This window comes from Aquaspirillum soli (assembly GCF_054781915.1).
This window is the reverse complement of the sequence record NZ_BAAGTM010000003.1, coordinates 71,251-96,599: the sequence shown is the minus strand read 5'-3', so window position 1 is coordinate 96,599 and position 25,349 is coordinate 71,251. Positions and strand designations below refer to the sequence as shown.

Annotated in this window: 24 protein-coding genes; 14 read left to right on the top strand and 10 right to left on the bottom strand. The window is 49.8% G+C overall.

What is annotated here, in order from left to right:
- Positions 1 to 124 precede the first annotated feature (124 nt).
- Positions 125 to 550 carry a hypothetical protein gene (locus ACYVJG_RS04320; RefSeq protein ID WP_460429959.1) on the bottom strand — a complete coding sequence of 142 codons (426 nt, stop codon included), beginning with the start codon at positions 548 to 550 and terminating at the stop codon, positions 125 to 127.
- Positions 551 to 719: 169 nt separating this feature from the next.
- Here ACYVJG_RS04320 and ACYVJG_RS04315 point away from each other — a divergent pair, with 169 nt between their 5' ends.
- Positions 720 to 1,070, top strand: coding sequence for a YkgJ family cysteine cluster protein (locus ACYVJG_RS04315; protein WP_460429958.1), 351 nt, complete (start codon positions 720 to 722; stop codon positions 1,068 to 1,070).
- Here ACYVJG_RS04315 and ACYVJG_RS04310 read toward each other — a convergent pair.
- The 3 genes from ACYVJG_RS04310 to ACYVJG_RS04300 form a co-directional block, all read right to left on the bottom strand.
- Entirely contained in the window at positions 1,067 to 2,941 is a 1,875-nt protein-coding gene (locus ACYVJG_RS04310; RefSeq protein ID WP_460429957.1) for a potassium transporter Kup, read from the bottom strand. The two genes, ACYVJG_RS04315 and ACYVJG_RS04310, sit on opposite strands and share 4 nt — an antisense overlap.
- A gap of 209 nt (positions 2,942 to 3,150) precedes the next feature.
- Positions 3,151 to 5,124 carry a methyl-accepting chemotaxis protein gene (locus tag ACYVJG_RS04305; protein ID WP_460429956.1) on the bottom strand — a complete coding sequence of 658 codons (1,974 nt, stop codon included), beginning with the start codon at positions 5,122 to 5,124 and terminating at the stop codon, positions 3,151 to 3,153.
- A gap of 255 nt (positions 5,125 to 5,379) precedes the next feature.
- On the bottom strand, positions 5,380 to 6,810 hold the full coding sequence (locus ACYVJG_RS04300) for an alanine/glycine:cation symporter family protein (RefSeq protein WP_022652842.1): 1,431 nt from the start codon (positions 6,808 to 6,810) through the stop codon (positions 5,380 to 5,382).
- Between the two features lie 348 nt (positions 6,811 to 7,158).
- On the opposite strand from ACYVJG_RS04300, the gene ACYVJG_RS04295 reads away from it, so the two are divergent.
- Positions 7,159 to 8,508: a TolC family outer membrane protein gene (locus ACYVJG_RS04295; RefSeq protein WP_460429955.1), complete on the top strand. Its 1,350-nt coding sequence runs from the start codon at positions 7,159 to 7,161 to the stop codon at positions 8,506 to 8,508.
- A 97-nt stretch (positions 8,509 to 8,605) separates the two neighbouring features.
- Here the strand turns inward: ACYVJG_RS04295 and ACYVJG_RS04290 are convergent, their stop codons facing one another.
- Both ACYVJG_RS04290 and ACYVJG_RS04285 read right to left on the bottom strand, forming a co-directional pair.
- Positions 8,606 to 9,184, bottom strand: a complete 579-nt coding sequence (locus ACYVJG_RS04290; protein WP_460429954.1) for a DUF6036 family nucleotidyltransferase — start codon at positions 9,182 to 9,184, stop codon at positions 8,606 to 8,608.
- 4 nt (positions 9,185 to 9,188) lie between these two features.
- The gene (locus ACYVJG_RS04285) at positions 9,189 to 9,476 is read right to left on the bottom strand and encodes a hypothetical protein (protein ID WP_460429953.1); all 288 of its coding nucleotides are present in this window, start codon (positions 9,474 to 9,476) and stop codon (positions 9,189 to 9,191) included.
- 156 nt (positions 9,477 to 9,632) lie between these two features.
- Here ACYVJG_RS04285 and ACYVJG_RS04280 point away from each other — a divergent pair, with 156 nt between their 5' ends.
- From ACYVJG_RS04280 to ACYVJG_RS04255, 6 genes are all read left to right on the top strand, one after another.
- Positions 9,633 to 10,127, top strand: a complete 495-nt coding sequence (locus tag ACYVJG_RS04280) for an arsenate reductase ArsC (protein WP_460429952.1) — start codon at positions 9,633 to 9,635, stop codon at positions 10,125 to 10,127.
- Between the two features lie 140 nt (positions 10,128 to 10,267).
- Positions 10,268 to 11,311 (top strand): ArsJ-associated glyceraldehyde-3-phosphate dehydrogenase, encoded by a 1,044-nt coding sequence (locus ACYVJG_RS04275; protein ID WP_460429951.1) that lies wholly within the window; start codon positions 10,268 to 10,270, stop codon positions 11,309 to 11,311.
- A 3-nt stretch (positions 11,312 to 11,314) separates the two neighbouring features.
- Positions 11,315 to 12,547, top strand: a complete 1,233-nt coding sequence (gene arsJ, locus ACYVJG_RS04270) for an organoarsenical effux MFS transporter ArsJ (protein WP_460429950.1) — start codon at positions 11,315 to 11,317, stop codon at positions 12,545 to 12,547.
- Between the two features lie 6 nt (positions 12,548 to 12,553).
- A complete protein-coding gene (locus ACYVJG_RS04265) occupies positions 12,554 to 12,883 on the top strand; it encodes an ArsR/SmtB family transcription factor (RefSeq protein WP_022652848.1) in 330 nt (109 codons plus the stop codon).
- A 25-nt stretch (positions 12,884 to 12,908) separates the two neighbouring features.
- Positions 12,909 to 13,925 carry an ACR3 family arsenite efflux transporter gene (gene arsB / locus ACYVJG_RS04260; RefSeq protein WP_460429949.1) on the top strand — a complete coding sequence of 339 codons (1,017 nt, stop codon included), beginning with the start codon at positions 12,909 to 12,911 and terminating at the stop codon, positions 13,923 to 13,925.
- A 27-nt stretch (positions 13,926 to 13,952) separates the two neighbouring features.
- Positions 13,953 to 14,564 (top strand): IMPACT family protein, encoded by a 612-nt coding sequence (locus tag ACYVJG_RS04255; protein WP_460429948.1) that lies wholly within the window; start codon positions 13,953 to 13,955, stop codon positions 14,562 to 14,564.
- On the opposite strand, the gene apaG is transcribed toward ACYVJG_RS04255, so the two are convergent.
- On the bottom strand, positions 14,561 to 14,944 hold the full coding sequence (gene apaG / locus ACYVJG_RS04250) for a Co2+/Mg2+ efflux protein ApaG (protein WP_022652851.1): 384 nt from the start codon (positions 14,942 to 14,944) through the stop codon (positions 14,561 to 14,563). The two genes, ACYVJG_RS04255 and apaG, sit on opposite strands and share 4 nt — an antisense overlap.
- A 155-nt stretch (positions 14,945 to 15,099) precedes the next feature.
- Here apaG and ACYVJG_RS04245 point away from each other — a divergent pair, with 155 nt between their 5' ends.
- Genes ACYVJG_RS04245 through ACYVJG_RS04235 form a run of 3 tightly spaced genes read left to right on the top strand, consistent with a single transcriptional unit; the run spans position 15,100 to position 17,228 of the window.
- Complete coding sequence (locus tag ACYVJG_RS04245; RefSeq protein WP_460429947.1) at positions 15,100 to 15,369, top strand: hypothetical protein; 270 nt, start codon at positions 15,100 to 15,102, stop codon at positions 15,367 to 15,369.
- Complete coding sequence (locus tag ACYVJG_RS04240) at positions 15,369 to 16,376, top strand: nucleoid-associated protein (RefSeq protein ID WP_460429946.1); 1,008 nt, start codon at positions 15,369 to 15,371, stop codon at positions 16,374 to 16,376. The genes ACYVJG_RS04245 and ACYVJG_RS04240 overlap by 1 nt, the downstream gene beginning before the upstream one ends.
- Before the next feature lie 3 nt (positions 16,377 to 16,379).
- Positions 16,380 to 17,228, top strand: coding sequence for a sulfurtransferase (locus ACYVJG_RS04235; RefSeq protein WP_460429945.1), 849 nt, complete (start codon positions 16,380 to 16,382; stop codon positions 17,226 to 17,228).
- On the opposite strand, the gene ggt is transcribed toward ACYVJG_RS04235, so the two are convergent.
- Positions 17,225 to 18,958 carry a gamma-glutamyltransferase gene (ggt, locus tag ACYVJG_RS04230; protein ID WP_460429944.1) on the bottom strand — a complete coding sequence of 578 codons (1,734 nt, stop codon included), beginning with the start codon at positions 18,956 to 18,958 and terminating at the stop codon, positions 17,225 to 17,227. The two genes, ACYVJG_RS04235 and ggt, sit on opposite strands and share 4 nt — an antisense overlap.
- Positions 18,959 to 18,975: 17 nt before the next feature.
- Positions 18,976 to 19,425 (bottom strand): NfeD family protein, encoded by a 450-nt coding sequence (locus ACYVJG_RS04225; protein WP_460429943.1) that lies wholly within the window; start codon positions 19,423 to 19,425, stop codon positions 18,976 to 18,978.
- An 87-nt stretch (positions 19,426 to 19,512) separates the two neighbouring features.
- On the opposite strand from ACYVJG_RS04225, the gene ACYVJG_RS04220 reads away from it, so the two are divergent.
- The 3 genes from ACYVJG_RS04220 (at position 19,513) to ACYVJG_RS04210 (ending at position 24,179) form a co-directional block, all read left to right on the top strand.
- Positions 19,513 to 20,481: an NAD(P)H-quinone oxidoreductase gene (locus tag ACYVJG_RS04220; RefSeq protein ID WP_460429942.1), complete on the top strand. Its 969-nt coding sequence runs from the start codon at positions 19,513 to 19,515 to the stop codon at positions 20,479 to 20,481.
- Between the two features lie 192 nt (positions 20,482 to 20,673).
- Positions 20,674 to 23,316, top strand: coding sequence for an alanine--tRNA ligase (gene alaS, locus ACYVJG_RS04215; RefSeq protein ID WP_460429941.1), 2,643 nt, complete (start codon positions 20,674 to 20,676; stop codon positions 23,314 to 23,316).
- A 143-nt stretch (positions 23,317 to 23,459) separates the two neighbouring features.
- Positions 23,460 to 24,179: a putative metalloprotease CJM1_0395 family protein gene (locus tag ACYVJG_RS04210; RefSeq protein WP_460429940.1), complete on the top strand. Its 720-nt coding sequence runs from the start codon at positions 23,460 to 23,462 to the stop codon at positions 24,177 to 24,179.
- Between the two features lie 21 nt (positions 24,180 to 24,200).
- On the opposite strand, the gene ACYVJG_RS04205 is transcribed toward ACYVJG_RS04210, so the two are convergent.
- Complete coding sequence (locus ACYVJG_RS04205; RefSeq protein ID WP_460429939.1) at positions 24,201 to 25,331, bottom strand: cation diffusion facilitator family transporter; 1,131 nt, start codon at positions 25,329 to 25,331, stop codon at positions 24,201 to 24,203.
- Between the last annotated feature and the right edge of the window lie 18 nt (positions 25,332 to 25,349).

Genomic DNA, 25,349 nt, shown 5'->3' with positions numbered 1-25,349 from the left:
ATCATGCTACAAATACAATCATCTAAAAAATCGTGTGTGAATCGCAAAAACAAAAAAGCGCCATCGCAGAAACGATAGGCGCTTTTTAATTAGAAAATTATTTTTTACTGCAAAATCAAAGACTTCATTCTGTTTTTGGCCATAACAATGCAAGTTGTTTTTGCCCTTTGCCCAATTGGAAAGTTTGTGCTTTTTGCACGCCATTTGCCATCGCTTCGATGCGGTAGGTGCCGGCGGGTAATTTCACCAATACCAAAGGCCCCAAGCCCGCCGCTTCCATGACTTTATCCCCTTTGGGCGTGCGGATGGTGATGGCTACGTTGGCCAAATACTCCGCGCCTCCCTCACGTAAACGCGCCAGTTCAATATACAGCGGGTATTGTTTAGCGGCAGCTTTAATCGCCTCGGTTTCATCACTGCCAATGCCACCCGAGATATACGTTGCCTGACCAGCATGTTGCACAGGTGGCAAGGCTGTCTCATCCGCCCATGCAGGCAGAGCAAGCGATAAGGTAGCGAAAGACATCACGGTTAACAGACGTTTCATCATCGCATCTATCCTTTCTAAATATTAGAAATTGCTACTTTGTTTAGCATCGAGGCAAAGCAAACGAATTTCAAGCACCAGATGCCCCACGGCCAACAAAATCAGAACGATTGAAAAATGGGGGAAAGCATTTTTAGAATATCCGTTTTACTGGATTCCTTTTGATCAAGCAATGAACATCTGCCAATCTTGTGGCGCATGTTGCGCCCATTTTCGCGTGTCTTTTTATTGGGCTGAAGCCAATGATGGGGGTGGCCCTGTCCCTGCTGATTTAACCGAAAACATCTCACCACATCTGCGGTGTATGAAAGGCACATGGTCAAATCAACCCCGCTGCATCGCCCTCGCCGGCACCATAGGGGAACAAGTGCACTGCACCATTTATCAGCAGCGTTCCTCCACTTGCCAACAACTTACAGCAGGATCGGAAGGCTGTTTACGCGCACGCCAACGTTGGGGTTTGCCAGCGATTGCCCACGAAGAACAGCCCTATCCCGATTTTAATAATCCACAAGCAGCTTAAATTTCAACTTGCGAACCTAATTCAATCACACGATTGGTTGGAATATTAAAGAAAATCATCGCACTGGTGGCACTGCGGCTCATCCAAATAAAGATTTTTTCACGCCAACGTGCCATCCCACCGCTTAATGTGGAGACAATCGTTTCACGGCTGAAAAAGAAAGAGGTTTCCATCAAAGCAAATTCTAAACCGTGCAGGTTCTGATTATACAAAATTGCTGGAATATCTGCCGTCTCTTTAAAACCATAACGGATTATTAAACGATAAAATCCATTTTCGAGAGAAATTAAGGTGACCCTCTCCTTATCATCAACAAAAGGGACGTCTTGATTTTTGACGGTCAACAAAATAATTCTCTCATGCAAAACTTTATTGTGATATAGGTTGTGCAATAAAGCATGTGGTACGCCTTCATCACTTGCGGACATAAAGACAGCTGTACCACTCACACGATGAGGCGATGAATAAGATAGGCTAGTAATAAATGGCTCTAATTCAATCAAGTTTGGTTTTAGGCGATCAAATAAAATTTCACGGCCTCTTTTCCAAGTCAGCATAAGAACACAAATCATACAACCTAGGAATAAGGGGAACCAACCACCATCAGCAATTTTCAGCAAATTAGAGCTAAAGAAAGCTAAATCAATCAGCAAGAAAATACCACCCACCAAAATTGCTAACCCAAGCGGCCACCGCCAAACATAACGCATCACCACACATGCCAACAGTGTCGTTACAATCATCGAACCCGTGACGGCAACACCATAGGCAGCAGCAAGGTTACTCGATGTTTTAAACCCTAAAATAGAAATCATCACACACAGAAACAGAGTCCAATTCACAAATGGAATATAAATTTGACCAGCAGATTGTGCCGGATAAAAAATATCCATCCGAGGCCAAAAACCCATTTGGATTGCCTGTTTTGTCAATGAAAATGCACCAGAAATCACAGCTTGTGAAGCAATAACGGTTGCTAGCGTTGCCAAGACAACCATCGGATACAACGCCCACTCAGGAAACATTAAGAAGAACGGGTTTTCGATTGCCTCGGGGTTATCTAATAACAATGCACCTTGCCCAAAGTAATTGAGTCCTAAAGAGGGCAAAACTAAAGAGAACCACGCCTTTCTAATCGGCTGTACGCCAAAATGTCCCATATCAGCGTATAACGCCTCGCCTCCGGTTAAAGACAATACCACTGCACCCAAGGCGATGAAAGCCACTAATGTGTTCTCAACACAAAAGTTAAAAGCATAATAAGGATTGATGGCATATAGGATGTCTGGTTTTTTGGCAATACTCATCACACCGAAGACAGCCAGACAGCTAAACCATAACAACATAATCGGGCCAAAGAACTTGCCAACTTTCTCAGTGCCGTTTTTCTGTACTAAGAACAACAGCGATAAAATTAAAATGGCAATAGGAAGGATATAACGATCAAAAACAGGGGTAGCAACTTTTAAGCCTTCAATTGCACTCAATACGGATACTGCGGGTGTAATCACACAATCACCATAAAAAAGTGCAGCACCCACAACCCCTGCAACAAGTAAAATTTTATGAAAATGAACAGGAGATTGACGTAATGCGAGGGCTAATAATGCAAGCACACCACCCTCCCCTTTATTGTCTGCTCGCATAATAAAAATTACGTATTTTAGTGTAACCACTAAAATTACCGACCACAAAATTAAAGATAAAATACCAAAGATATTAGTAGGTAGTAGTTCAATGCCACTCTCAGCATGGAAGCATTCACGTAAGGTATACAGCGGACTTGTACCAATATCCCCATACACCACGCCAATTGCCCCAACGGTTAGAGCTAATAATGTCTTTTTATCTGTTGCTGTAACATCTTGCATAAAAAACTGGCTTTCATCCCATTATAGGGTCTGACGAAAGCAGCTATGTTACTCCTCGCAACATGTCATGAATATGATTGTGGATTTTGTTTAGTAAATTATAAATTTTAGATATGCTTAAGTTGCAGTAAAAAATAAAAGCCTGAGGAGATACACAAAAACCATATTGATTCGATTATTGTATGTTGCCCTCAGGCTAAATCACTGTATTAACAACGGAATACTGCGCTTCGCCCTTGCAACTGTTGAATTAACTCGGTTAAGCGGTTGGTGGCTTCGGAGGCTTGGTCGGCCATGGTAGCGGCCTGCATCCCGTGTTGCGATAACGCACTCAAACTGTGATGGATATTGTGCACTGCACGATTTTGTTCTTCCGTGCCGTGAGCAATTTGCCGGTTCATCTCAAACATCGTGCGTAAACGCTGGCTAAGCTGTTGCAAATCATCCTTAGCCTGTTGCAGCTGCGCCATGCCTTGCTCGGCATTGCTAAAACTGTTGGACAACTGTTGGGTCATGGCCTCGTTAGCCGAACGCAGATTTTCGGTCGTGTGTTGAATTTCCGTGGTCGAGGCCTGTGTGCGTTGCGCCAAAGCACGCACCTCATCCGCCACCACAGCAAAACCCCGCCCTTGTTCACCCGCCCGTGCCGCTTCAATCGCCGCATTCAAAGCCAATAAATTGGTTTGATCGGAAATATCGCGAATCACATCCAAGACATGGCTGATTTTCTCGCTGTGCTCACGCAAAGCAGCCAGCTGTTGTCGGTTTGCCTGCATATCACGGTTGAGCTGGGCAATGGCGGCATAACTCGATTCAATCTGTACATTGGCATCTTGCAACACTGCACCGCCATCATCCGAATGCCGCGCCACACTACCCGCATGATTGGCAACGGTACCGACTTGTTGGGTGATTTCATCCATATCAGCCGCCACCCGTTCTAGCGTTGACTGCTGTTGATGAAAAGCCGAGGTGGCATCATCCGCACCTCCGCGCAATTCCGCCGCAATCGCCTGCACTGCTTCGCTGGTTTGTTGTACGGCGCCAATCGTGTCGTGCAAACGTGCAACAAACTGGTTCAGCTGCTCACACATTTCACCAATTTCAGCTTGGTCGCGAGATTGAAAGCGAGTACGCAAATCGAGACTGTCAGTAATTTGTTTAACCTGTTGCCGCAGGGCGGCCAAGGGCCGCAATAGACCACCTGCCAAGGGATATAACAACACCGTTGCCATCAACAACAAAGCAGCACCAGCGGCTAAGGTCAACCATTGGTTATCTTGAATGCCTTGGGTGATTTCTGCAGCGGGAATGGTCGCCACCAAGTAGCGTTGTAAGGAAGGAATATAAATGGCACCGACAAACGCAGATTCGCCCGTTGCTAAAGTAGTAGAACGAATGGCATAGCCGCGTTCTTTTAATGCCGACCAGCCATTGTCAAGCAAAGCCTGATAAGCCGATTCTTGTTGCAGATTCAATTTGCCAGCTTGGGAGGTATCAGGATGGACATCCACTAAACCACCGGCTTGCACCAACATCACCGACCCTTGCTCACCAATGCGATAGTTGCGAATCAGCTCGGCCAATTGCTGCATATTCATCGCCCCACCCGCCACATTCAACGGTAAACCGTCGCTGTGGTTGGTATCGCTGCGATAGTTGATGAAAATTTGTAAACCGGCGCTGCTCAAAGCATTGCTGTCTAAATTCAGTTCATACGCCTGGCCGGTTTTGACATAGTTGAAATACCAGCTGTCATCAGCAGAAGTAGGCGACATCAGGCGGTGTTGCAACTTGCCTTTTTCATAGTGGTGATAGCGGATGCCTTCTGGCGTATGTACCGCCATAAAAACAGCGTTTGCCTGCAACGAACGTTGTGTACGCGCCATAGCCGCTTCCATCTCGGGGAGGCGATCGAGTGGGGCACCTTGTTGAATCCATTGCTGAATAAAGGTGTTATTGGTTAAGGCTTCCGAACCCGAGATTGACGCACTCAATTTTGCTTCAATCGCCTTCGCCACACTGGTTAGCTGTGCAGGTAACTCTTGTTGTTCCAGCCGCTGTAGCTGGTCTGTTCGCGATAGGTGTGATTGAAATAACACCACCACACACACAGTCAAACACAGCATCAACGCCGACACGGTAAAAAACCGCACACGCAAAGATAAAGCATGCCAAAGCACAGGAATCTCCCTCGCTATCACACAGAATCACGCACAAAAAAAGTGCACAATTTTCCTAGAGGGCCGCACTTTAGCACACAAATCAATCTAAAAGCATAATCAAATCATTTAACATAAACAGATGTATTTGTTGATTTTGTGGTATTTATGAGTGTCATCTTACTGAAACATACCTTTTATCTTTTATTTTTCTCCTCGACATAAAAAAAACCGGCACCCAAATGGCGCCGGTTTTTCGATGGCAAGGGATGTAACTTAGCGTTTTTCCCAGAAATCTGCCTGTTGAATATCGAGTTTTTTCGGATCAAATGTGGGCTCAACCCCAGCTTTTTGTTGTGCTTCGTAGTCCTTCAAAGCTGCAAAAGCGGGCTTCTGTAACATCAAAATGGCGAAAATGTTCAACCACGCCATTAAACCCACGCCAATATCACCCAAGCCCCATGCCAAATCAGCTGTTTTGATACAACCGTACACGGTAGAGCTCATCAAGCCAAACTTCAACAACAGGGTCAACCAAGGACGGTCAATTTTACGGTTGATATACGCAACATTGGTTTCAGCAATGTAGTAGTAAGCAACGATAGTCGTAAAAGCGAAGAAAAACAGGGCAATCGCCACAAACACCGCACCAAAACCCGGCATAACACTTTCAATCGCCTGTTGGGTATAAATCGGGCCGGGTTCAAGCTGACCTAAACCGCTATAGATAAAGCTTTTACCATCAGCCGCTTTGACGTTGTAAGTCCCTGTCAAAATCAGCATAAAAGCAGTGGCAGAACACACGAACAAGGTATCGACATACACCGAGAACGCTTGTACCAAACCTTGTTTAACTGGATGCGATACCTCAGCTGCCGCAGCAGGGTGAGGCCCTGTCCCTTGGCCGGCTTCGTTAGAATACACGCCGCGTTTCACACCCCATTGAATAGCCAACCCTAAGATGCCGCCAAATGCCGCTTCCAGACCAAAGGCGCTTTTAATAATCAGCATCAAAGCAGCAGGCAGTTGTGAAATATTGATAGCAATAATCACGCAAGCAACGATGATGTAGCCCAAAGCCATAAAGGGCACCACCAATTCAGCAAAACGCGCAATCCGCTTCACACCACCAAAAATAATGAAACCTAACAGCATCGCTAACACCGCAGCGGAAACTTCAGGTACCACGCCAAATGCGTTTTGTACGCCTGCGGCAATACTGTTTGCTTGCACGCCCGGCAATAAGAAGCCGCAAGCCAAAATCGTTGCCACAGCAAAGATCCAAGCGTACCACTTCATGCCCAAGCCTTTTTCAATATAAAAGGCAGGGCCACCACGATATTGACCGTCCACTTTTTCTTTGTAGATCTGGGCCAAAGTTGATTCAACGAAAGCCGAGCTTGCCCCTAAAAAGGCCACCATCCACATCCAAAACACCGCACCGGGGCCACCAAAGGCAATCGCAGTGGCGACACCAGCAATATTCCCCGTCCCAACCCGTCCCGCCAGCGACATCGCCAAGGCTTGGAAAGAAGACACGCCATTGTCGGAACTTTTTCCATCAAACATCAGCCGCACCATCTCTTTAAAATGGCGCACTTGTAAAAAACGACCTCGAACCGAAAAATACAACCCCACGCCCAGACAAAGATAAATCAGTGCCGGACTCCAAATAATGCCGTTAACTGCATTGACGATTTCGTTCATGACGAATCAGCTCCTTGATTTTTGTTGTCAAACCGTGTCGGGATCTCCGACAACAGCTGAGTTTCTCTGTGTATTTCACTTGTCTGACAAAACAGCGAAGGGGGCGACTATAAGCAACTTTCGCTAGAAAAGACCAGATAAGACAGAGAAAAAAAGCACAGCATTGCGTTTTATTGCCATTTTTGTCTGGCAAGCGCCAGCTAAAAGCACAATCTATGCCTAAAAATAGCTAAAACCAGAAAACCGACTTTTGCCGTCAAACATCGCTAGACAGTCTCTAAGCTGCCGCCTAGCATTAGCAGCTATCAAACAGTTGCTTGAAATTTAACCAAAGGATTGCCCAACCTTATGACTCATTTCTTAAAGTACAGCGTGATCGTTGCCGGTTTATTGGCACAACAAGCGTGGTCAGCCGATTTATTACAAACTTGGCAAGCGGCCCGCGATTACGACGCCAGCTATGCCGCAGCGCGTTATGCGCGTGAAGCTGGTAGTGAAAAAAAATGGCAAGGCATAGCACCATTGTTGCCTCAGCTCAATGCCAGTGCCAGCTATAGCAAAACCGATAACCGCTCCAGTAAACGCAGCGCCAGCAATCTCAATAGCCCAATTGGTGATGGTGATAACACCCGTAAAACACAGGGTATTTCTCTGACTCAAACGGTGTTTGATTGGGCTAAATTTGCCAATCTCAGTATCAGCGAACAGCGCAGCCTGATTGCCGAGGATCAATTTCTGGTGGCGGAACAAGATTTAATGCTGAAAGTAGCGACAGCTTATTTTGATGTGCTCTTGGCAGAAGACACCCTGACTTTTACGCAAGCCGCCAAAACTGCATTTGCTCGCCAGCTTGAGCAAGCAAAATTGTCATTTAAAATTGGCACTGCCACGGTAGTCGATACCTACGAAGCGCAAGCCAACTATGACAACGCCAGTGCACAAGAAATTGCTGCACAAAATGATCTAGCGATTAAACGCGATGCTTTACGCACACTCAGCAATGTGGATCCACAACAGCTTAAACCGTTGGGAGAGGCCCTGCCGCTTAGCCTGCCACAACCGGCGCAAGAAGAGGCTTGGCTGACCCGCGCCACGGCACAGAATTTTGAACTTGCCGCCAAACAAAAGCAGTACACGATTGCCAAGAAAGAAGTGGAAGTCAGCCGCTCAGGTCATCTTCCAACCTTACAGCTCAAAGCGAACTGGGGGCGTGATACGGTCGATTATCGCCAAGGGGGTGGGGCGTATGACACCGATGGCCGCAGCAATAGTATTGCAGCTGAGGTGGTGATTCCGTTGTTTGCTGGTGGTGGGGTGCAATCTCAGTTGCGAGAAAAAGCCGCACTGGCCGAGCAAAGCCGTGAGGAATTAGAAGCCACTCGCCGTAAAGTGACACAAGACACCCGCGCCGCTTTCTTAAATGTCAGCAATGGTGCCGCGCAGGTCAAAGCACGAGAAGAAACGCTTAAGTCGGTGAAAAGTCAGTTAGAGGCAACGCGTTTAGGGCGTGAGGTTGGGGTAAGGACGAGTTTGGATATTTTGAATGCTGAACGCGCCTATCAAGACGCCCGCCGCAATTTGGCGCAAGCGCGTTATGACTATCTTAAAGCGCGTTTACGCTTGGCCGCACAAGTCGGTGAGCTAAACCCAGAAGTATTAGCGGACATCAATCGTTTATTACAAGGCAAGCGCAGCTAATTTCTTCACCAGCTATCGCGATGAGGTTGGATTGCCAAATACCAGCCATCCAACCTCATATCTACGCTAGATGCCTAAATTACTTAGTTTTTATTGATCAAACTGATTCGCTTTCAATCTCGCGAATTAACATCACAGCTTCCTTAAGATTAAGCTCTAACATCGCTTGTCCACCGATATAACCGGCCATGGCACTTCTTGCTCGCTCATCAATTTGCTCAGAATGAATTAACTTTAATCTTGCAAGTGCCCTAATGTCTTCTTTATCGTTATCAGCGAAACGAGCTATTTTACTGATCGCTAAATCAACAGGAGAAAGCACATGCACTCGGATATTCTCTAATCCAAAGTCTACAAAAATAGCGTTATCTAAGTAATCTTCGTGCATAAGTGCAAAAGTTGAATTGTAGTTGGTATCCAAAAAGATCACCTGTGGAGTGCCATCCTCCAACGTAACTTCAACCATTAAATCATTTGGAAGATAAATTCGGGCACCAAACTCAGCATCGACATCAGTTGTAACACGATTTGCAGTATAAAGATGAACAGCCATACCGCCGGCTAAATACACATTTACAGGACAATTTAATGCGAGTCTTTCTTGCAATTGACTAAATAATTCACGAAGACCAACTGCAAGTGCGGTTTTTGTATGAAAAATCTGATTTTCTACCATTTTATTAGCTAGTTAGTCGATGCGTTAGCATGTCACGTAAACGGGGAAGACTCACCACCCACCCTTTTCTGACAACTTCAGCTGGTGGCAATCTTTCATTAGGGTGCAAAGCAAAATAGCGTTCGCTGGCATACATCAAAGCCTGAGACTCGATAGGAAACCGCGACTGCACCACCATAGCAGCTAAACGAAACACATTGGCTTCACATTGATCTTGTGCAGATTGTTTCATCCCACGGGCAACAATAGCGCACCGTGTCAATAACCCCGACTCAGTATCTCTTGCGGTCATTTTATCCTCCTCATATTTTTATACCATAAAAATCAATCTGTTACTTTCAAAAAAACACCTCTAAAAAATATCCCATAAAAATTCAATCAAAATTGAAATATTTTTTTAACCAACTTTTGCTAGCCTGATGACAAGTCCACACATCAAGGTTTTATCATGGAACACGCCCCCTTCAATGTCCTCTTTCTATGCACCGGCAACTCTGCCCGTAGCATCATGGCAGAAGCCCTATTGAATTACACCGGCAAAGGCAAATTTCATGCTTTTAGCGCCGGCAGTCAACCCGCTGGCCATATCAACCCTTTGGTGCTCGAACTGTTGAACCAACAAAAACTACCCACCGCTGATTTGCGTAGCAAAAGCTGGGATGAATTTGCCACCACCAACGCGCCAAAAATGGATTTTGTATTTACCGTGTGCGACAACGCCGCAGGCGAAGTCTGCCCAGTGTGGCCGGGACAGCCCATGACTGCACACTGGGGCATTGATGATCCAAACCGCGTTACGGGTAGCGACACCGCCCAACGTGAAGCCATTTCCGCCGCTTACCGCCAATTGAGCCGGCGCATTTCCTTGTTTATTAGCTTGCCATTCGACAAATTAGATGCAATGTCACTCAAACACCATCTAGACAACATTGGCCGCAGCTAATTTTCCTCATACCGGCCATCAGAGCAGCCACGTGCTGCTCTTTTTTATTCCACCTAATCGGTGCAGGTTTCATCAAACTGCAATCTATTGCTACAATAATTCAACCATTGTTGAAATGTTTAACACAAAGGGGATAAAAAATGCGTGTAGGTATCAATGGCATGGGGCGGATTGGGCGTTTGGCGTTACGGGCGGCAATGGGTGCGGCAGAACGGCCACTCGACGATCCACGCGCTAACAATCGGCTTGATGTCGTCCATCTCAATGAAATCAAAGGCGGTGTTGCAACAGCCGCCCATTTGCTGGCTTTTGATAGCGTACAAGGCAAATGGCGCGAAAACATCCGCGCCGAAGGTGAAGACAGCCTGTGGATTGGTGACAAGAAATTATCTTGGAGTGCCCATGCCACTGCGGCAGAGATTCCGTGGGGAGAGCTTGGGGTAGATGTGGTGTTGGAATGTACCGGCAAGTTTCTGACCCCAGAAACCTTGCAAGGGCATTTGACACGCGGCGCCAAGCGGGTGATTGTTGCGGCACCGGTCAAAACCGGCAATGTGCTGAATATCGTGATGGGCATTAACCACACCCATTACAACCCAGCCACAGACACCATTATCACCGCCGCGTCGTGCACCACCAACTGCCTTGCGCCCGTGGTAAAAGTTGTGCATGAAAATTTTGGGATTAAACACGGTCAAATCACCACCATTCATGACCCCACAAATACCAACTTAGTCGTAGATGCACCACATAAAGACTTACGCCGCGCACGCAGTGCAATGACTAGCCTCGCCCCAACCACCACCGGCAGTGCCACCGCGATTGCACTGATTTATCCCGAGCTAAAAGGCAAATTAAATGGCCATGCAGTGCGGGCACCCGTGTTGAATGCCTCGTTGACCGATTGTGTCTTTGAGCTCAACCGCGCTACCGATGCCGAAGAAGTGAATGCTTTATTCGCCAAAGCCGCAGCAGGCGAGTTAGCAGGGATTTTAGGCTATGAAGAACGCCCCTTAGTCAGTGTCGATTATGCACAAGATACCCGCAGTGCCATCATCGATGCACCTTCCACCCTCGTCACCGATGGCACTTTGTTAAAAGTGTATGCTTGGTACGATAACGAGATGGGCTATGCCTGCCGGATGGTAGATTTGGCTTGCTATCTGGAACAACAGGGGTTGTAAACCATGTCTCACGCTGCCCGCCACTACGCCATTGTCACCGCTGCTTATTGGGGATTTACCCTATCGGATGGTGCCTTGCGGATGTTGGTTTTATTCCATTTTTACCGCCTTGGTTATTCCCCTTTTACCCTTGCCTTTCTGTTTTTGTTGTATGAAGCCGCAGGGATTGTGGCGAATTTGATTGGTGGCTGGCTGGCAGCGCGTTTTGGCATTACTCGTATGTTAAGCATTGGATTAAGCACCCAGATACTGGGCTTTGGTTTGCTGTCTTTGCTTGATCCAACTTGGACAGCGACGCTTTCGGTGGCTTGGGTAGTGATGGCACAGGGAATCTGTGGGATTGCCAAAGACCTCACCAAAACCGCCAGCAAATCGGCCATTAAAATCACCCAAGCCGCTGCTGCAACGGCCAATGACAATGGGCAATTATTTCAATGGGTGGCATGGTTCACCGGCAGTAAAAATGCTATGAAAGGCATCGGTTTTTTCCTCGGTGGGGCTTTGCTCGAAAGTTTCGGTTTTCAAGCTTCACTGTGGTTGATGGCAGGGTTGTTAGGCTGTGTCCTGATTGGTGTGGTGTTTTCTTTGCCACAGATGATGGGAAAAACGAAGGCTTCACGCTCAACCAAAGAATTTTTGGCAAAAAGCCGCGCCATCAACCTATTAGCAGCAGCACGAGTGGTGTTGTTTGGCGCACGAGATGTGTGGTTTGTGGTTGGGCTGCCAGTCTTTTTATATTCGGTCGGCTGGACTTTTAGCATGGTCGGGACATTTTTAGCCTTGTGGACCATTGCTTATGGTGTCGTGCAAGGTTTAGCACCACAGATCGTCAAACGCAGCAGTAACGGTCTGCAAACAGAAGTGCCAGCGGCACAACACTGGTCGGCCATACTGATGCTGATTCCTTTAGCGTTAGCGGTTGCTGTATGGCAAGACACTCCTGCCCTTGCATGGGTGGTGGTGATCGGATTGGGTTTGTTTGGTTTTGCCTTTGCGATCAATTCGTCAGTGCATTCTTACTTGGTGTTGGCGTATGCTGGCTCGGAAAAAGCCGCTGAAGATGTCGGTTTTTATTATGCCGCCAATGCGCTCGGTCGGTTTATCGGTACCCTGTTGTCCGGCATTTTGTATCAGTATGGCGGCCTATCTGCTGCCTTACTTGGCTCGGCATTGATGTTACTGTTGTGTTGGCTGACAACGCTTAAATTGCCAACTCAGGCTCATTCTCATGGATAAATTGTGATGCAAGAAACTGATGTGATTGCTGGGCTCGCCGCCCTTGCTCAAGAAACTCGTTTACGGTTGTTTCGTTTATTGATTGAAACCGGCACCGAAGGGATGACACCAACCGGCATCACGGAAAAACTCGGTTTAGCACCGTCGGCGATTTCTTTTCATCTAAAAGAATTACTTCATGCCAATCTGGTCACGGTCGAGCGACAAGGCCGCCATTTAATTTACCGCGCCGATTTAAATACCATGAATCAATTATTGGCTTATTTAACCACCAATTGCTGTCAGGGGGTGCCATGTTTTGATTTACCTGCGGCCCGCTGTCAAAGTCCTTGTTAATCTCACCAACACTAAGAGAGAAAAAATGGGTTTATTTGAACGGTTTTTAACCCTGTGGGTCGCACTCGGTATTGCTGCTGGGGTGGCGTTGGGTTCGCTATTCCCGACTGCTTTTCAAATAGTGGCAGGATGGGAATATGCCCAAGTGAATTTGGTGGTGGCTGTGTTTATTTGGGTGATGATTTACCCAATGATGATTCAAATTGATTGGTCGGCAGTAAAAGAGATCGGCAGCAAACCACAAGGCTTGTTGTTAACCTTGGTGATTAACTGGCTGGTGAAACCGTTTACGATGGCTGGTTTAGCGGTACTGTTTTTTCAATATCTGTTTGCACCGTGGGTCGATCCCACTTCGGCATCTGAATACATTGCCGGCATGATTTTACTCGGTGTCGCACCGTGTACGGCAATGGTGTTTGTGTGGAGCCAACTGGTTAAAGGCGATGCCAATTACACGCTGGTGCAGGTATCGGTCAACGATTTAATCATGGTTGTGGCGTTTGCGCCGATTGCTGCGTTTTTGCTCGGGGTCACTGATGTCACTGTGCCGTGGGAAACGCTGTTGCTTTCTACCGTCTTGTATGTGGTGTTGCCTTTATTGGCTGGCATGACAACACGGCGGGCGCTGGCGGCGCGGGGTGGGGCGGCAGTCTCAGACTTTGTCGGTCGGCTAAAACCGTTTTCGGTGTTAGGTTTGATTGCAACAGTGGTCTTGCTGTTTGGTTTTCAGGCGCCAACGCTGTTAACACAACCGACAATCATCGCGCTGATCGCTATTCCGCTGTTGTTGCAGACTTATGGGATTTTCTTTTTGAGTTGGTGGGCAGCAAAACGGTTGCGGCTCGCACACGACATCGCTGGCCCAGCCTGTTTAATTGGCACGTCTAATTTTTTTGAATTAGCAGTGGCAGTTGCGATTTCGCTATTTGGTTTACAATCCGGCGCCGCCCTCGCTACGGTCGTCGGTGTATTGGTTGAAGTACCAGTGATGCTCTCACTGGTCGCTATGGTCAATGCGTGGCGGCCCAAATCGACCATTTAATTTTGTTGTCGGGTGAACATGCGGCGCATGTTCATCCAAATTCGCCTTAAAACCATGCCCTATACCCTCCATCAAGCCGTCCACCACACCTTGACCATCAAAAAAAGCCAGTTTATCGCCTGCGTTGAACCGATGGCAGACCGCCAACAGGCACAACAGCGCGTACAACAACTGTGGGCAGAACATCCACAAGCAGCGCATATTTGTTGGGCATTATTGGCTGGTGGGCAGTCGGCAGCGGTGGATGATGGCGAACCCAGCGGCACCGCCGGACGACCCATGCTCGATGTCCTGCGCCATCAACAACTCGATGGGGTTTTAGCCACCGTCGTCCGCTACTTTGGCGGCGTTAAACTGGGCGCGGGCGGATTGGTGCGCGCTTATACTGATAGCGTGGCACAAGCGCTATTGCAGGCGGAAAAAATCCCTGTCTTTATCCTATCCCGCCTGCAATGTGCCGTACCGTACGCTCTTGAAGGCGTGGTGCGGCGCGTTATAGCCCAACATCAATTAAGCCTCGAACAAGTCAGCCACGGCCAACAGGTAGAGCTGGCCTTCAGTCTCAAAAGCGAACAACGCGACAGCATCCAACAACAGCTCAACGAACTCTGCCACGGCCAAATCCTATGGCAGGATTAGTGTAAAACACGCGGCCCAGCGAGGGTAAACGCAGGGATTTCTGCCTCAAACTGCGTGCCATCCTCGGCCAGCATCGAATACGAACCTTGCATCATCCCAACCGGCGTTTTTAAGCGTGCTCCACTCATATATTCAAAAGTCTGCCCGGGTGCTAGCTGTGGATTTTCACCAACCACCCCCGGCCCGCGCACTTCTTCTTGATGACCGTTTTCGTCAGTAATCACCCAATGCCGCGTTAACAACTTGGCCGATACCGAACCCTCATTGGTTAAACGAATACGATAGGCAAACACATATTGCTCTTTGTCAGGGTGGGAATGTTCTGTCAGATAAAACGCCTCTGGCTGAACAGCAATATGATATTTCATTTTCTCATTCATGATTTTATCCTCAGTATTGGGCTCATTTGGTCGAAAGCACCTCACATTGAGGCAACAGAAACAGCCTTCAATCTATGGCCATCTGCGATGACAAACAAGACATCAGCCCGTGCATTGCACTATGATTCGACCAATAAAAAAGTGAGATTTAGCAAATGCGTTATATTCTATGGGGATTGTTTATTACCTTGGTCTTAGCCAGCGTAGGCGCGGCGGTGGTTGGGGTGTGGATGTTATCTGGTCGAGATGAAGCCCCGTTCCGTTATCAAAACTTTATCGACCGCCCACCCAAGCCGACAGAAACCCTTGCCCCCTCCGGTGCCGTGCAACCACGGTTACATACCATTGAACCCACACCCACCGCCTCCGCCATTGCATTAAATGAGCTATCCTCTCTTGCCGAACCTTCGACACAAGGAAATTGATGATGCAATCGGCCCGCGTGAGCTGTTTAGCTGTCCACCGTGTAGGCAATCCCACCCGCCAAGAAGCCTTATTGCTGTCCGACCGCAGCGCCAGCGTCAGCCCTGCAGTGGAAAAACTGATTTTAGAAGGCTATCTACACGGGATTTATGATAGCAAACGGCAATATCAGTTTATCCACCCCATTCATCTGCAACACAATGTGCTGTACACCCTTTCGCGGCAGTTTTTCCGCGAAGAAATCGACTTTTTAACCCTCTCACGCCAAATCGCACAACATCTCTATCAACAGTCACAGCATCCCAAAATCAGCGAAGGCGATGTGTTGGTGATTCTGTTTGAAGGTTTAGGTGACGAGGGCGAGACACGTGGCATTGGCATTTTCAAAGCCGAAGTTCGCGATGAGTTTCTCACCATCATCGATCAACACGGCGTTTTAGACCTAGCCCACGCCTCGGGTATTAACCCACGCTTGATTGATAAAGGGGCCTTGTTACTGGAGAGCAGCCCCACGGTATATGCGCTAGATCGCTTTGGTAAAGAAAGCCAATTCTGGGTTGAGGCATTTTTACAAGCGTTGCGCGTCCCCGACAGCCAATCGAGCAGCAAAATGCTGACCGAGGTGATTGCAGAATTGGCCGACACTTTGCCTGACCCACAACAGCAACAACAGTTCAAAGACGATGTGCTAGGGTTGTGCGAATCACAAGAAGCGGTGTCGATTGCCAGCATGAGCGATGTGGTAGAAAAATTTGTGCCACGGCAAACACTGCAAGACACCCTCGACCATGCCGCAGAAAGCTACGGCTTTGCCCTCGATTCCACCCAAACCGTCCCCACTCAAGCAGTACAAAAACGGTTACAACGCCAATGGAGCCGCATTGGTATTGGACAAGGCATCAGCATTCTGTTGCCGTCAGATTTGCATTTTATTGGTGTTGAACAGCAAGAGTTAGCCAATGGTGAGCTGACTTTCTTGCTGCGTGTTGAACGAAAACAAGGAGCGTGAGCCATGTTAACCACCCTCGTTTCTGCTTCACAACTGGCCGCCCTTGCCAGCGATAACATCGTTATCCTCGATTGTCGCCACAGTCTGGCCGATCCACGATACGGTGAACAAGCGTATGCCTTTGCTCATATCCACGGTGCACATTTTGTGCATCTCGACCGCGATTTGTCAGGGCCCTGCACCGGAAAAAATGGCCGCCACCCCTTACCGGATATTGGCCGCCTCGCCAGCTTATTCGGTCGTATCGGCATCACCGCCGATAAACAAGTGATTGCCTATGACGATGCAGGCGGTATGTTTGCTGCCCGCGCATGGTGGTTGTTGCGCTGGTTGGGACATGAAGCTGTAGCCGTGTTGGATGGGGGTTGGCAAGCATGGCAACAGGCACAAGGCCAAATTGATGGCCTACAACCCAGCCGCAACGGCAGCCAATTTTTATTGCGTCCCGCACTGGAGCAGGTGGTCAACGCCGCCACCGTGTTACAGCAGTTATCGCAGCCTGATTTATGTTTGATTGATGCCCGCGCCCCCAACCGTTTTGTTGGCCAAGATGAGACATTAGACCCCGTTGGCGGCCATATTCCCGGGGCAAAAAATCGCTTCTTTCAACACAATCTCAATGCCGACGGGACATTTAAGCCGCTGTCACAGTTGCGTGACGAATGGCAAACCTATCTCACGCCACAGACCGCCAAACAAGCGATTCACCAATGCGGTTCTGGTGTCACTGCCTGCCATAACTTATTGGCACTGGCGCATCTTGGTTGGCACGGTGGCCGACTGTATGCCGGTTCGTGGAGCGAATGGTGCAGCGAACCAAGCCGCCCCATCGCCACCGGAGCAGCGGCTTAAAACCCAGCCACCACCCCCTCACGGCGGGGGTCTGCCCCGCCAATCAATCGACCATCGGCTTGTTTGGCAATAATCGACAAGCCGCTGGTCATCGGCAACAGCTTCACACTGTGACCGCGTTGTTGTAGTGCCTCGGTCAGGCCGTCTAAGCCTTGCCCTTGTTCCAACTCAGTGGCGGCATTGCGGCTGCCATAATGCGGTAAATTTGCTGCCGCTTGCGGTGTTAAACGCCAATCGGTCAAGGCCAAGATGGCTTTTGCCACATAAGGGATAATCAAACTGCCGCCGGGTGAACCCACAGCCATCACCGCTTCACCCTGTCGATTGAATAACAGCGTCGGCGCCATGCTGCTGCGTGGACGTTTGCCGCCTTCAAGACGATTCGCCACTGGCACACCCTCTTTTTCTGGTAAGAAGGAAAAGTCAGTGAGTTGATTGTTCAATAAGAAGCCTCGCACCATAATGCGACTGCCAAACGCATCCTCAATCGAGCTGGTCATCGATGCCACGCCACCTTCAGCATCAAACGCCACCAAATGCGTGGTCGAGGGTAAATCGGCGGAATGGTTTTCCGCTTGCGCGGTTTTCACCCCAGCGGGTTGACCGGCAGGCTGACTGCCGTGGCTACGCACTGGGTCAATTCGTTGACTGCGTAGCGCCAAGTACACAGGGTCTAATAAAGCCTGTTGCGGCACAGCGACAAAATCGGGATCGGCAAGATAACGCTCACGGTCGGCAAAGGCTAAACGCCCTGCTTCACTGAATAGATGCACGGCCTCTACCGACACAGGAGAGAGCTTAGCCATCTCAAACCGCGACAGCACACCCAACATTTGCAATACCGCAACCCCACCGGAGCTGGGCGCAGGCATTCCACATACGTTCCATTGCCGGTAAGGGGCACACAGCGGAGAACGGATTTTGGCTTGATACTGTGCCAAATCTTGCAACGACAAATCCCCAGCTTTGGCGTGATTTTTCACAGCGGCGACCATATCACGCGCCACCTCACCTTGATAAAACCCTTGAGGCCCATGCGCGGCAATCCGGCGCAAGGTGTCAGCATACGCCGGATTGCGTAACAACGTCCCCACCGGATGGGGTTGTCCCTCGGCAGTGAAAAAATAAGCACGCGCAGCAGGGTCTTGCTGTAGGCGGGTTTCTTTGCTCAACAGGGTATGCAAGCGCGGCGATACCGGAAAACCGGCCTCGGCTAAACGAATCGCGGGTTCAGCCAACTTAGCCCACGGCAATTTACCTTGCCGCTGATGCGCGACATACAACATCGCCACCAAACCCGGCGTTCCAACGGCTTGACCACTGGCAACTGCCTCAGTAAACGGCATCGGCTGACCATTGGCTTGTAAAAACCGCTGGGGTGTTGCGCTGGCGGGGGCGGTCTCGCGGCCATCCCATGCCGTCAACCCTTCACGCAGATGATGTGATAACAAAAAACCGCCGCCCCCGATACCGGAAGATTGCGGTTCAACCAAGCCCAACACCCATTGCGCAGCAATCACCGCATCTACCGCACTGCCACCTTGTTGCAAAATGGTTTTTCCTACTTCACTGGCCAAGGGATGGGCGGTAACAATCATGGCCTTTTCGGCCACGATAGCGGCTGATTTTTCTACACGACCGCTGGCAGCCTCGGGCGGCGGTGAAACATCCGCCAAGGCCCATGAAGACAATACACAACTCAATAACACCAGTAATTTTTTATATTGCATTCGATCACATCCTCAATTTATTTGTCGCTGTTGGTTTCGTTTGTTGGTTTGGTTTGGCAACGCAACAGCCATTCATGCCCATCACGGCCAGCAATCAGATAACTTTCATGGCCTTGACCAAGCCGCTCCCCTTCGACTAAACGCGCTTCCCATTCTGTCCCCCGATAACGCACCCGTGCGTGCTGTTCATCGCGCCACAACACCACCTGCACCGCCTGTCCAATATCCGCATCCGGTAATGCCGCCACCAATTGTTTTGCCTTGCGCCGCCGCCACAGCAAAGAAAAACCAGACAACATCACGGTTGATGCCACCCACCACGGCAATTCTGGCCAACTGTCACCGGCCAACCATGCCGCTGCACCGGCCGCGCCAAGGCCAACTGCCACCACCAACATAAAAAATGCGCCGCTAAAGAGTTCGGCCACCACGGCTAATAACGCCGCCGCAAACCAAAAATAGGTCATTGTGTGTTCCCCCATTGTTCGCTGATGCCACATTGTGGCAGCCTAAAGCCCATCTCAGTTGGAATCAAACGAAGAAAAGGATACCCCATGCGTGCCATTGTGCATCAAGCGCCCTGCAGCGCAGTCGATTTATCATTGCAAGAGGTTCCCATGCCATCCATCACGCCGACACAGCTCTTGGTGAAAGTCGCTGCAGCAGGGGTCAATCGTGCAGATATTGTGCAACGCCAAGGGCGTTATCCCGCGCCAGCCGGTGCTTCGCCTTTATTGGGGTTAGAAATTGCCGGTGAAGTGATTGCCGTCGGTGACGCTGTCACTGATTTTGCTATCGGTGATGCGGTATTGGGTTTAATCGGCGGTGGGGGTTATGCCGAATATGCGGTATTGGACACAGCGTGTGCCATCCACAAGCCCGCCGAACTGTCGTGGCAAGAAGCCGCCAGTCTCCCCGAGGCGTGGATGACAGCGTGGCTCAATCTATGTGAGTTAGGCCAGCTTCAAGCAGGCGAAACGGTATTGATTCATGCCGGTGCCAGTGGCGTTGGCAGTGCGGCGATTCAATTGGCCAAATGGCGCGGCGCTAAAGTCATCACCACCGTCGGCAATGCAGAAAAAGCGGCTTGGTGCCGTGAATTGGGCGCGGATATCGCCATTGTCTATTCAGAACAAGACTTTGCCAGCGTGGTACGCGAACAGGGGCGAGTGGCATTGATTTTAGATTGTATCGGCGGCAGTTATTTGCAGCGCAATTTGCAATGTCTTGCCACCGATGGCCGCTTAATTGTGATTGGTGTAATGGGAGGGGCAAAAGCAGAATTGGATTTGGCGATGTTATTGGTCAAACGTATCCGTTTATTGGGTTCAACGCTACGCAGCCAAGGCTTACCACAAAAACAGCAACTGACGCAGGCACTTCGCGAACATATCTTGCCGGCGATACTGCGTGGCGCACTCCGCCCCACTATTGATTGTTGTTTTGCCCTCGCCGATGCTGCCGCCGCCCATCGTTATCTCGAAGAAAATCGCAATTTGGGCAAAGTGTTGCTAAACCCTTAAACCAGCGGGTTTTAGCGAAAAATCGGCACCACGCTGAGCGGTTTTTAGCCTCGCCGCATCGCAATTGTCGCGGTTGGTGTAAAATCGGTCGGTTTATGTTCGAGCCAACTTGTGTACTGTTGGCGCGACAATCACTATTGAGTAGGCGAAGCAAGTACGCCATGCCCACCACCCTATTGATTAGAGAATGTTATGAAAGCTGCTGAGATTCGCCGCAAGTTTTTAGATTTCTTCGCCTCCAAAGGCCACCAAATCGTCAGCTCAAGTTCCTTGGTGCCGCACGACGACCCGACATTGTTATTCACCAATGCCGGAATGAACCAATTTAAAGACGTGTTTCTAGGGTTTGATAAACGCCCCTATACCCGCGCCACCACCAGCCAAAAATGTGTGCGTGCAGGCGGCAAACATAACGATTTAGAAAACGTCGGCTATACCGCCCGTCACCATACTTTCTTTGAAATGTTGGGCAATTTCAGCTTTGGCGATTACTTCAAACGCGATGCCATCCACTATGCGTGGGAATTTTTGACCAGCCCAGCGTGGTTAAACCTGCCGAAAGACAAGCTGATGGTGACGGTTTATGCCACAGACGATGAGGCATACGCTATTTGGCACGAAGAAATCGGTGTCCCAGCAGAAAAAATTGTCCGGATTGGCGATAACAAAGGCGCGCCGTATGCCAGCGATAACTTCTGGCAGATGGGTGATACTGGCCCGTGCGGCCCATGCACCGAAATTTTCTACGATCATGGCGCGCACATCTGGGGTGGCCCTCCCGGAAGTCCTGAGGAAGACGGCGACCGCTTTATCGAAATTTGGAACAATGTGTTTATGCAGTTTAATCGCACCGAAGATGGTGTGATGCACCCCTTACCGAAGCCCTCGGTCGATACCGGCATGGGCTTGGAACGTATCTCGGCGGTGTTGCAAGGCGTTCATGCCAACTATGAAATCGACTTGTTCCAAAATCTGTTACAAGCCGCTGCGCGTGAAGTCGGTGTGCCATTCAGCATGGACGTGCCATCGCTGAAAGTGATTGCCGACCATATTCGTGCCTGTTCGTTCTTGATTGCCGATGGGGTGATGCCATCGAATGATGGTCGTGGTTATGTGCTGCGCCGCATTATTCGCCGCGCCATTCGTCATGGCTACAAACTCGGCCAAAAACAACCGTTCTTCCATCGTTTGGTGCAAGATTTGGTCAACGAAATGGGCGATGCCTACCCCGAATTGCGCCAGCAACAAGCCCAAATTGAAGACGCGCTGAAACAAGAAGAAGTGAAATTTGCCGAAACCTTAGAAAACGGCATGGCCTTGTTAGAAGCCGCGTTAGCCAATCAAGCCACGACCCTCGACGGGGCCACCGCGTTCAAACTGTATGACACCTACGGTTTCCCGCTTGATTTAACCGCCGATATTTGCCGCGAACGGGAAGTGACCATCGATCAAGCGGGTTTTGATGCCGCAATGGAAGCACAACGTGCGCTGTCGCGGGCAGCTTCTAGCTTTAAAACCCAAGGCCAGTTGGAATACAGCGGCAGCGATACCCGTTTTGAAGGCTATGACAGCAGCAGCGTCGATGCCCATGTTTTGGCACTGTATAAAGACGGTCAAGCCGTCAACAGCCTCAGCGCAGGCGATCAAGGCGTGGTGGTGTTAGATTGCACCGCGTTTTATGCCGAAGGCGGTGGTCAGGTCGGTGACCGTGGTGAAATTGTTGCAGCTGGCGGTGTGGGCGCATTATTTGATGTGGTCGATACCCAAAAAGTCACCGCAACAGCTTTTGGTCATCACGGCACTTTGGCACGCGGTCAACTGCAAGTAGGCGACAGTGTGCAAGCCACAATTGATTTACACGCTCGCCGCGCTACCGAACGCAATCACTCCGCCACTCACTTATTACACGCCGCTTTGCGTGAAGTATTGGGTAAGCATGTGCAGCAAAAAGGCTCGCTGGTCAATCACGAGCGCACTCGTTTTGACTTTGCCCATACCGGCCCAGTGACCGCCGATGAATTGGCTGACATTGAGCGCGTGGTAAACCGTGTGGTGTGTGCCAACTATGCCGTTGATTGCCGTTTGATGAAGCATGAAGATGCGATTAAAGCCGGTGCAATGGCATTGTTTGGTGAGAAATACGGCGACGAAGTGCGTGTCTTGAAAATGGGCGAGTTCTCCACAGAATTGTGTGGCGGTACGCACGTCGAGCGGACGGGTGATATTGGCTTGTTCAAGATTGTGACCGAAGCCGGTGTGGCGGCTGGAGTGCGCCGGATTGAAGCGGTAACCGGTGAAGCTGCCGTGGCGTATGTGCAAGCACAAGATGCGTTATTACGCGATGCGGCTAACCAGTTGAAAGCGCAATCGACCGATGATGTCGGCAATAAAATCCACGCTTTGCAAGATCACGCTAAGGCCTTGGAAAAAGAAATTGCCCGTCTGAAAGGCAAATTGGCCTCTAGCATGGGCGATGAACTGGCAGCACAGGCCCAAGAGATTCAAGGGGTGAAAGTGTTGGCAGTGGAATTGGACGGAGCCGACAGCGCCGCACTGCGCGAAACAATGGACAAGCTGAAAGATAAACTGAAATCGGCAGTCATTGTGTTAGCCAGCCGCAGTAGCGATAAAGTGCAGTTGGCTGCTGGTGCAACGGCAGATGTGTGCAAAAAAGTGAAAGCCGGTGAGCTGGTCAACTTTGTTGCAGCCCAAGTGGGTGGCAAGGGCGGCGGTAAACCCGATATGGCCATGGCTGGTGGTACCGAGCCAGCAAAATTGCCAGCCGCACTCGCCAGCGTTGCCGATTGGGTGAATAGTCAGTTGGCAAAAGCATAACACCGCCTTTACAATACTGTTTGGATGCGAGACACGCCGCAAATTTATCAATTTGGGGCGTGTTGTTACGCAAGTAAAAAGTAAAATCAAGCATATAGCAAAAAATCAGCTATGCTAAAAAGTGTGTCAGGGGAGAATGTATCATGCGTGTCGAAGGGTTATCTGCCGTCACTCCTGCTGCAGTCATAACGCCTGCACGCAATAGCACGGCACAAGCAACGTCAGAACAAACCTCATTCTTTGCGGCCTTAAGTCGTATTGGTGAATGGCGCAATGCGTCTGGCAATCAAAACACCAGTGCAACGGTGGTGGACAATCGCGGCAAACGCGATGTGGACAGCGAAAACAGCCGCAATGCCAGCACCAAAACCACCCTCACGCCTGAACAACTGCGCGAAATACAACACCTTGCCTCAACTGATCGCCGTGTGCGGCAACATGAGCAAATGCACATTGCAGTTGGCGGCGAGCTGATTACCAGTGGCCCGACTTATGACTATAAGAAAGGCCCAGATGGTAAGCACTATGCCGTCGGTGGTGAGGTTGGGATTGACACTTCGCCAGCACGGACAGCCGAAGAAACAGTGCCAAAGGCACGGAAAATTCGCGCTACCGCCCTTGCGCCACCCGATCCATCGCCACAAGACCGCAGTGTTGCCGCTCGTGCCACACAGATGGAATTGCAGGCACAAATGGAAATTAGCCTGACTCGTGCCCGTAGCTTACGCAGCAGCAGTGCACTCACCACAGAACAACCACAACTGGCGGCGAACATTCCGCCAACCTATGCCAGCCGCGCCTTACGCACCTACGAGCATTTTTCTGGTGCCAGCAACCGCGAGGTGTTTAGCTTATACGCCTAACCCGAAGGCAGGGTTGTTCTCTCACCACTCACGGCGTTGGCAGATGACTTCTGCCACGCCGTTGGTGTTTTTAAGCGCCGCCAACAACGCCGACAAGCGAAGTTCATCCGTCGGGTTTATCGTCGCCGGTAACAGCAACACCACCGATAATTGCCCTGCTAAATAATGCAGCAAGCACTCAATGTGTGCGGCATCTTCACCAAGATGCGCCTGTAACAGGGCCTCGATTTCGCTGCGGTCGGGCAGTTGTAAACAAGCGGAGGTGCCTTCGTCGTCTTCAGGATCAATATGCACCAATACATCCAACACAGTTGGGCATTGTTGTTTCACCCGTTGTCGTGCCAGCGCCGCAATACGATGGCCTTCTGAGACACTGATTTTGCCATTGACCAAAATATGGGCATCGACTAAAGCCTGATCGCCCATTTTCCGCGTCCGCAAATCATGCACTCCCAAGACCCCTGATGTCGCTGCCAGTGTCTGTTCAATGGTTTGCACGGTGTTGTCATCCACGCTTTGATCCATTAAATCGGACAAGGCTTGCCAAGCAAATTTGCCGCCGGTACGGGCAATCATAAACCCCACCAACGCCGCCGCCAGTGGGTCGAGGAAGGTATAACCGGCCAAATTGCCGGCAATCCCTGCTGCCACCACTAACGATGACGCGGCATCCGAGCGTGCATGCCACGCATTGGCAATCAACATATTCGATTGCACTTGTTTGGCAATCCGCAGCATATAGCGGAATAAAATTTCCTTGGCCGCCAAGGTAAACAACGCCACCCACAGCGCGGCCACATGCACCGCTGCGATAGTCTCTGGATGTTGGATTTTTTCAGCGGCAGACCACAACATCCCCAAACCGGCGACTAAGAGAATAGTACCGAGGAACAGCGAGGCGGCGGTTTCAAAACGGGCATGGCCGTAGGGATGGCGTTGGTCGGGGTCGGCGTGGCTAAAGCGGTTGACAAACAACACCACAAAATCGGCCAATAAATCGGACAAAGAATGTAGACCGTCGGCAATCAAGCTCTGCGATTTTGCCCAAAACCCCACCACAATCTGCAAGATCACCAAAATCAGATTGACGACCACACTCACCCAAGTGGTGATATGGGCAGCGCGTTGTTTGTCGGCAGGGGTAAAAGACATGCGGTATCAGCTCCTTGA

Coding starts and splice junctions, on each gene's coding strand:
- ACYVJG_RS04320 (WP_460429959.1), bottom strand. CDS start 550: ATGATGAAACGTCTGTTAACCGTGATGTCTTTCGCTACCTTATCGCTT.
- ACYVJG_RS04315 (WP_460429958.1), top strand. CDS start 720: ATGAACATCTGCCAATCTTGTGGCGCATGTTGCGCCCATTTTCGCGTG.
- ACYVJG_RS04310 (WP_460429957.1), bottom strand. CDS start 2,941: ATGCAAGATGTTACAGCAACAGATAAAAAGACATTATTAGCTCTAACC.
- ACYVJG_RS04300 (WP_022652842.1), bottom strand. CDS start 6,810: ATGAACGAAATCGTCAATGCAGTTAACGGCATTATTTGGAGTCCGGCA.
- ACYVJG_RS04295 (WP_460429955.1), top strand. CDS start 7,159: ATGACTCATTTCTTAAAGTACAGCGTGATCGTTGCCGGTTTATTGGCA.
- ACYVJG_RS04290 (WP_460429954.1), bottom strand. CDS start 9,184: ATGGTAGAAAATCAGATTTTTCATACAAAAACCGCACTTGCAGTTGGT.
- ACYVJG_RS04285 (WP_460429953.1), bottom strand. CDS start 9,476: ATGACCGCAAGAGATACTGAGTCGGGGTTATTGACACGGTGCGCTATT.
- ACYVJG_RS04280 (WP_460429952.1), top strand. CDS start 9,633: ATGGAACACGCCCCCTTCAATGTCCTCTTTCTATGCACCGGCAACTCT.
- ACYVJG_RS04275 (WP_460429951.1), top strand. CDS start 10,268: ATGCGTGTAGGTATCAATGGCATGGGGCGGATTGGGCGTTTGGCGTTA.
- arsJ (WP_460429950.1), top strand. CDS start 11,315: ATGTCTCACGCTGCCCGCCACTACGCCATTGTCACCGCTGCTTATTGG.
- ACYVJG_RS04265 (WP_022652848.1), top strand. CDS start 12,554: ATGCAAGAAACTGATGTGATTGCTGGGCTCGCCGCCCTTGCTCAAGAA.
- arsB (WP_460429949.1), top strand. CDS start 12,909: ATGGGTTTATTTGAACGGTTTTTAACCCTGTGGGTCGCACTCGGTATT.
- ACYVJG_RS04255 (WP_460429948.1), top strand. CDS start 13,953: ATGTTCATCCAAATTCGCCTTAAAACCATGCCCTATACCCTCCATCAA.
- apaG (WP_022652851.1), bottom strand. CDS start 14,944: ATGAATGAGAAAATGAAATATCATATTGCTGTTCAGCCAGAGGCGTTT.
- ACYVJG_RS04245 (WP_460429947.1), top strand. CDS start 15,100: ATGCGTTATATTCTATGGGGATTGTTTATTACCTTGGTCTTAGCCAGC.
- ACYVJG_RS04240 (WP_460429946.1), top strand. CDS start 15,369: ATGATGCAATCGGCCCGCGTGAGCTGTTTAGCTGTCCACCGTGTAGGC.
- ACYVJG_RS04235 (WP_460429945.1), top strand. CDS start 16,380: ATGTTAACCACCCTCGTTTCTGCTTCACAACTGGCCGCCCTTGCCAGC.
- ggt (WP_460429944.1), bottom strand. CDS start 18,958: ATGCAATATAAAAAATTACTGGTGTTATTGAGTTGTGTATTGTCTTCA.
- ACYVJG_RS04225 (WP_460429943.1), bottom strand. CDS start 19,425: ATGACCTATTTTTGGTTTGCGGCGGCGTTATTAGCCGTGGTGGCCGAA.
- ACYVJG_RS04220 (WP_460429942.1), top strand. CDS start 19,513: ATGCGTGCCATTGTGCATCAAGCGCCCTGCAGCGCAGTCGATTTATCA.
- alaS (WP_460429941.1), top strand. CDS start 20,674: ATGAAAGCTGCTGAGATTCGCCGCAAGTTTTTAGATTTCTTCGCCTCC.
- ACYVJG_RS04210 (WP_460429940.1), top strand. CDS start 23,460: ATGCGTGTCGAAGGGTTATCTGCCGTCACTCCTGCTGCAGTCATAACG.
- ACYVJG_RS04205 (WP_460429939.1), bottom strand. CDS start 25,331: ATGTCTTTTACCCCTGCCGACAAACAACGCGCTGCCCATATCACCACT.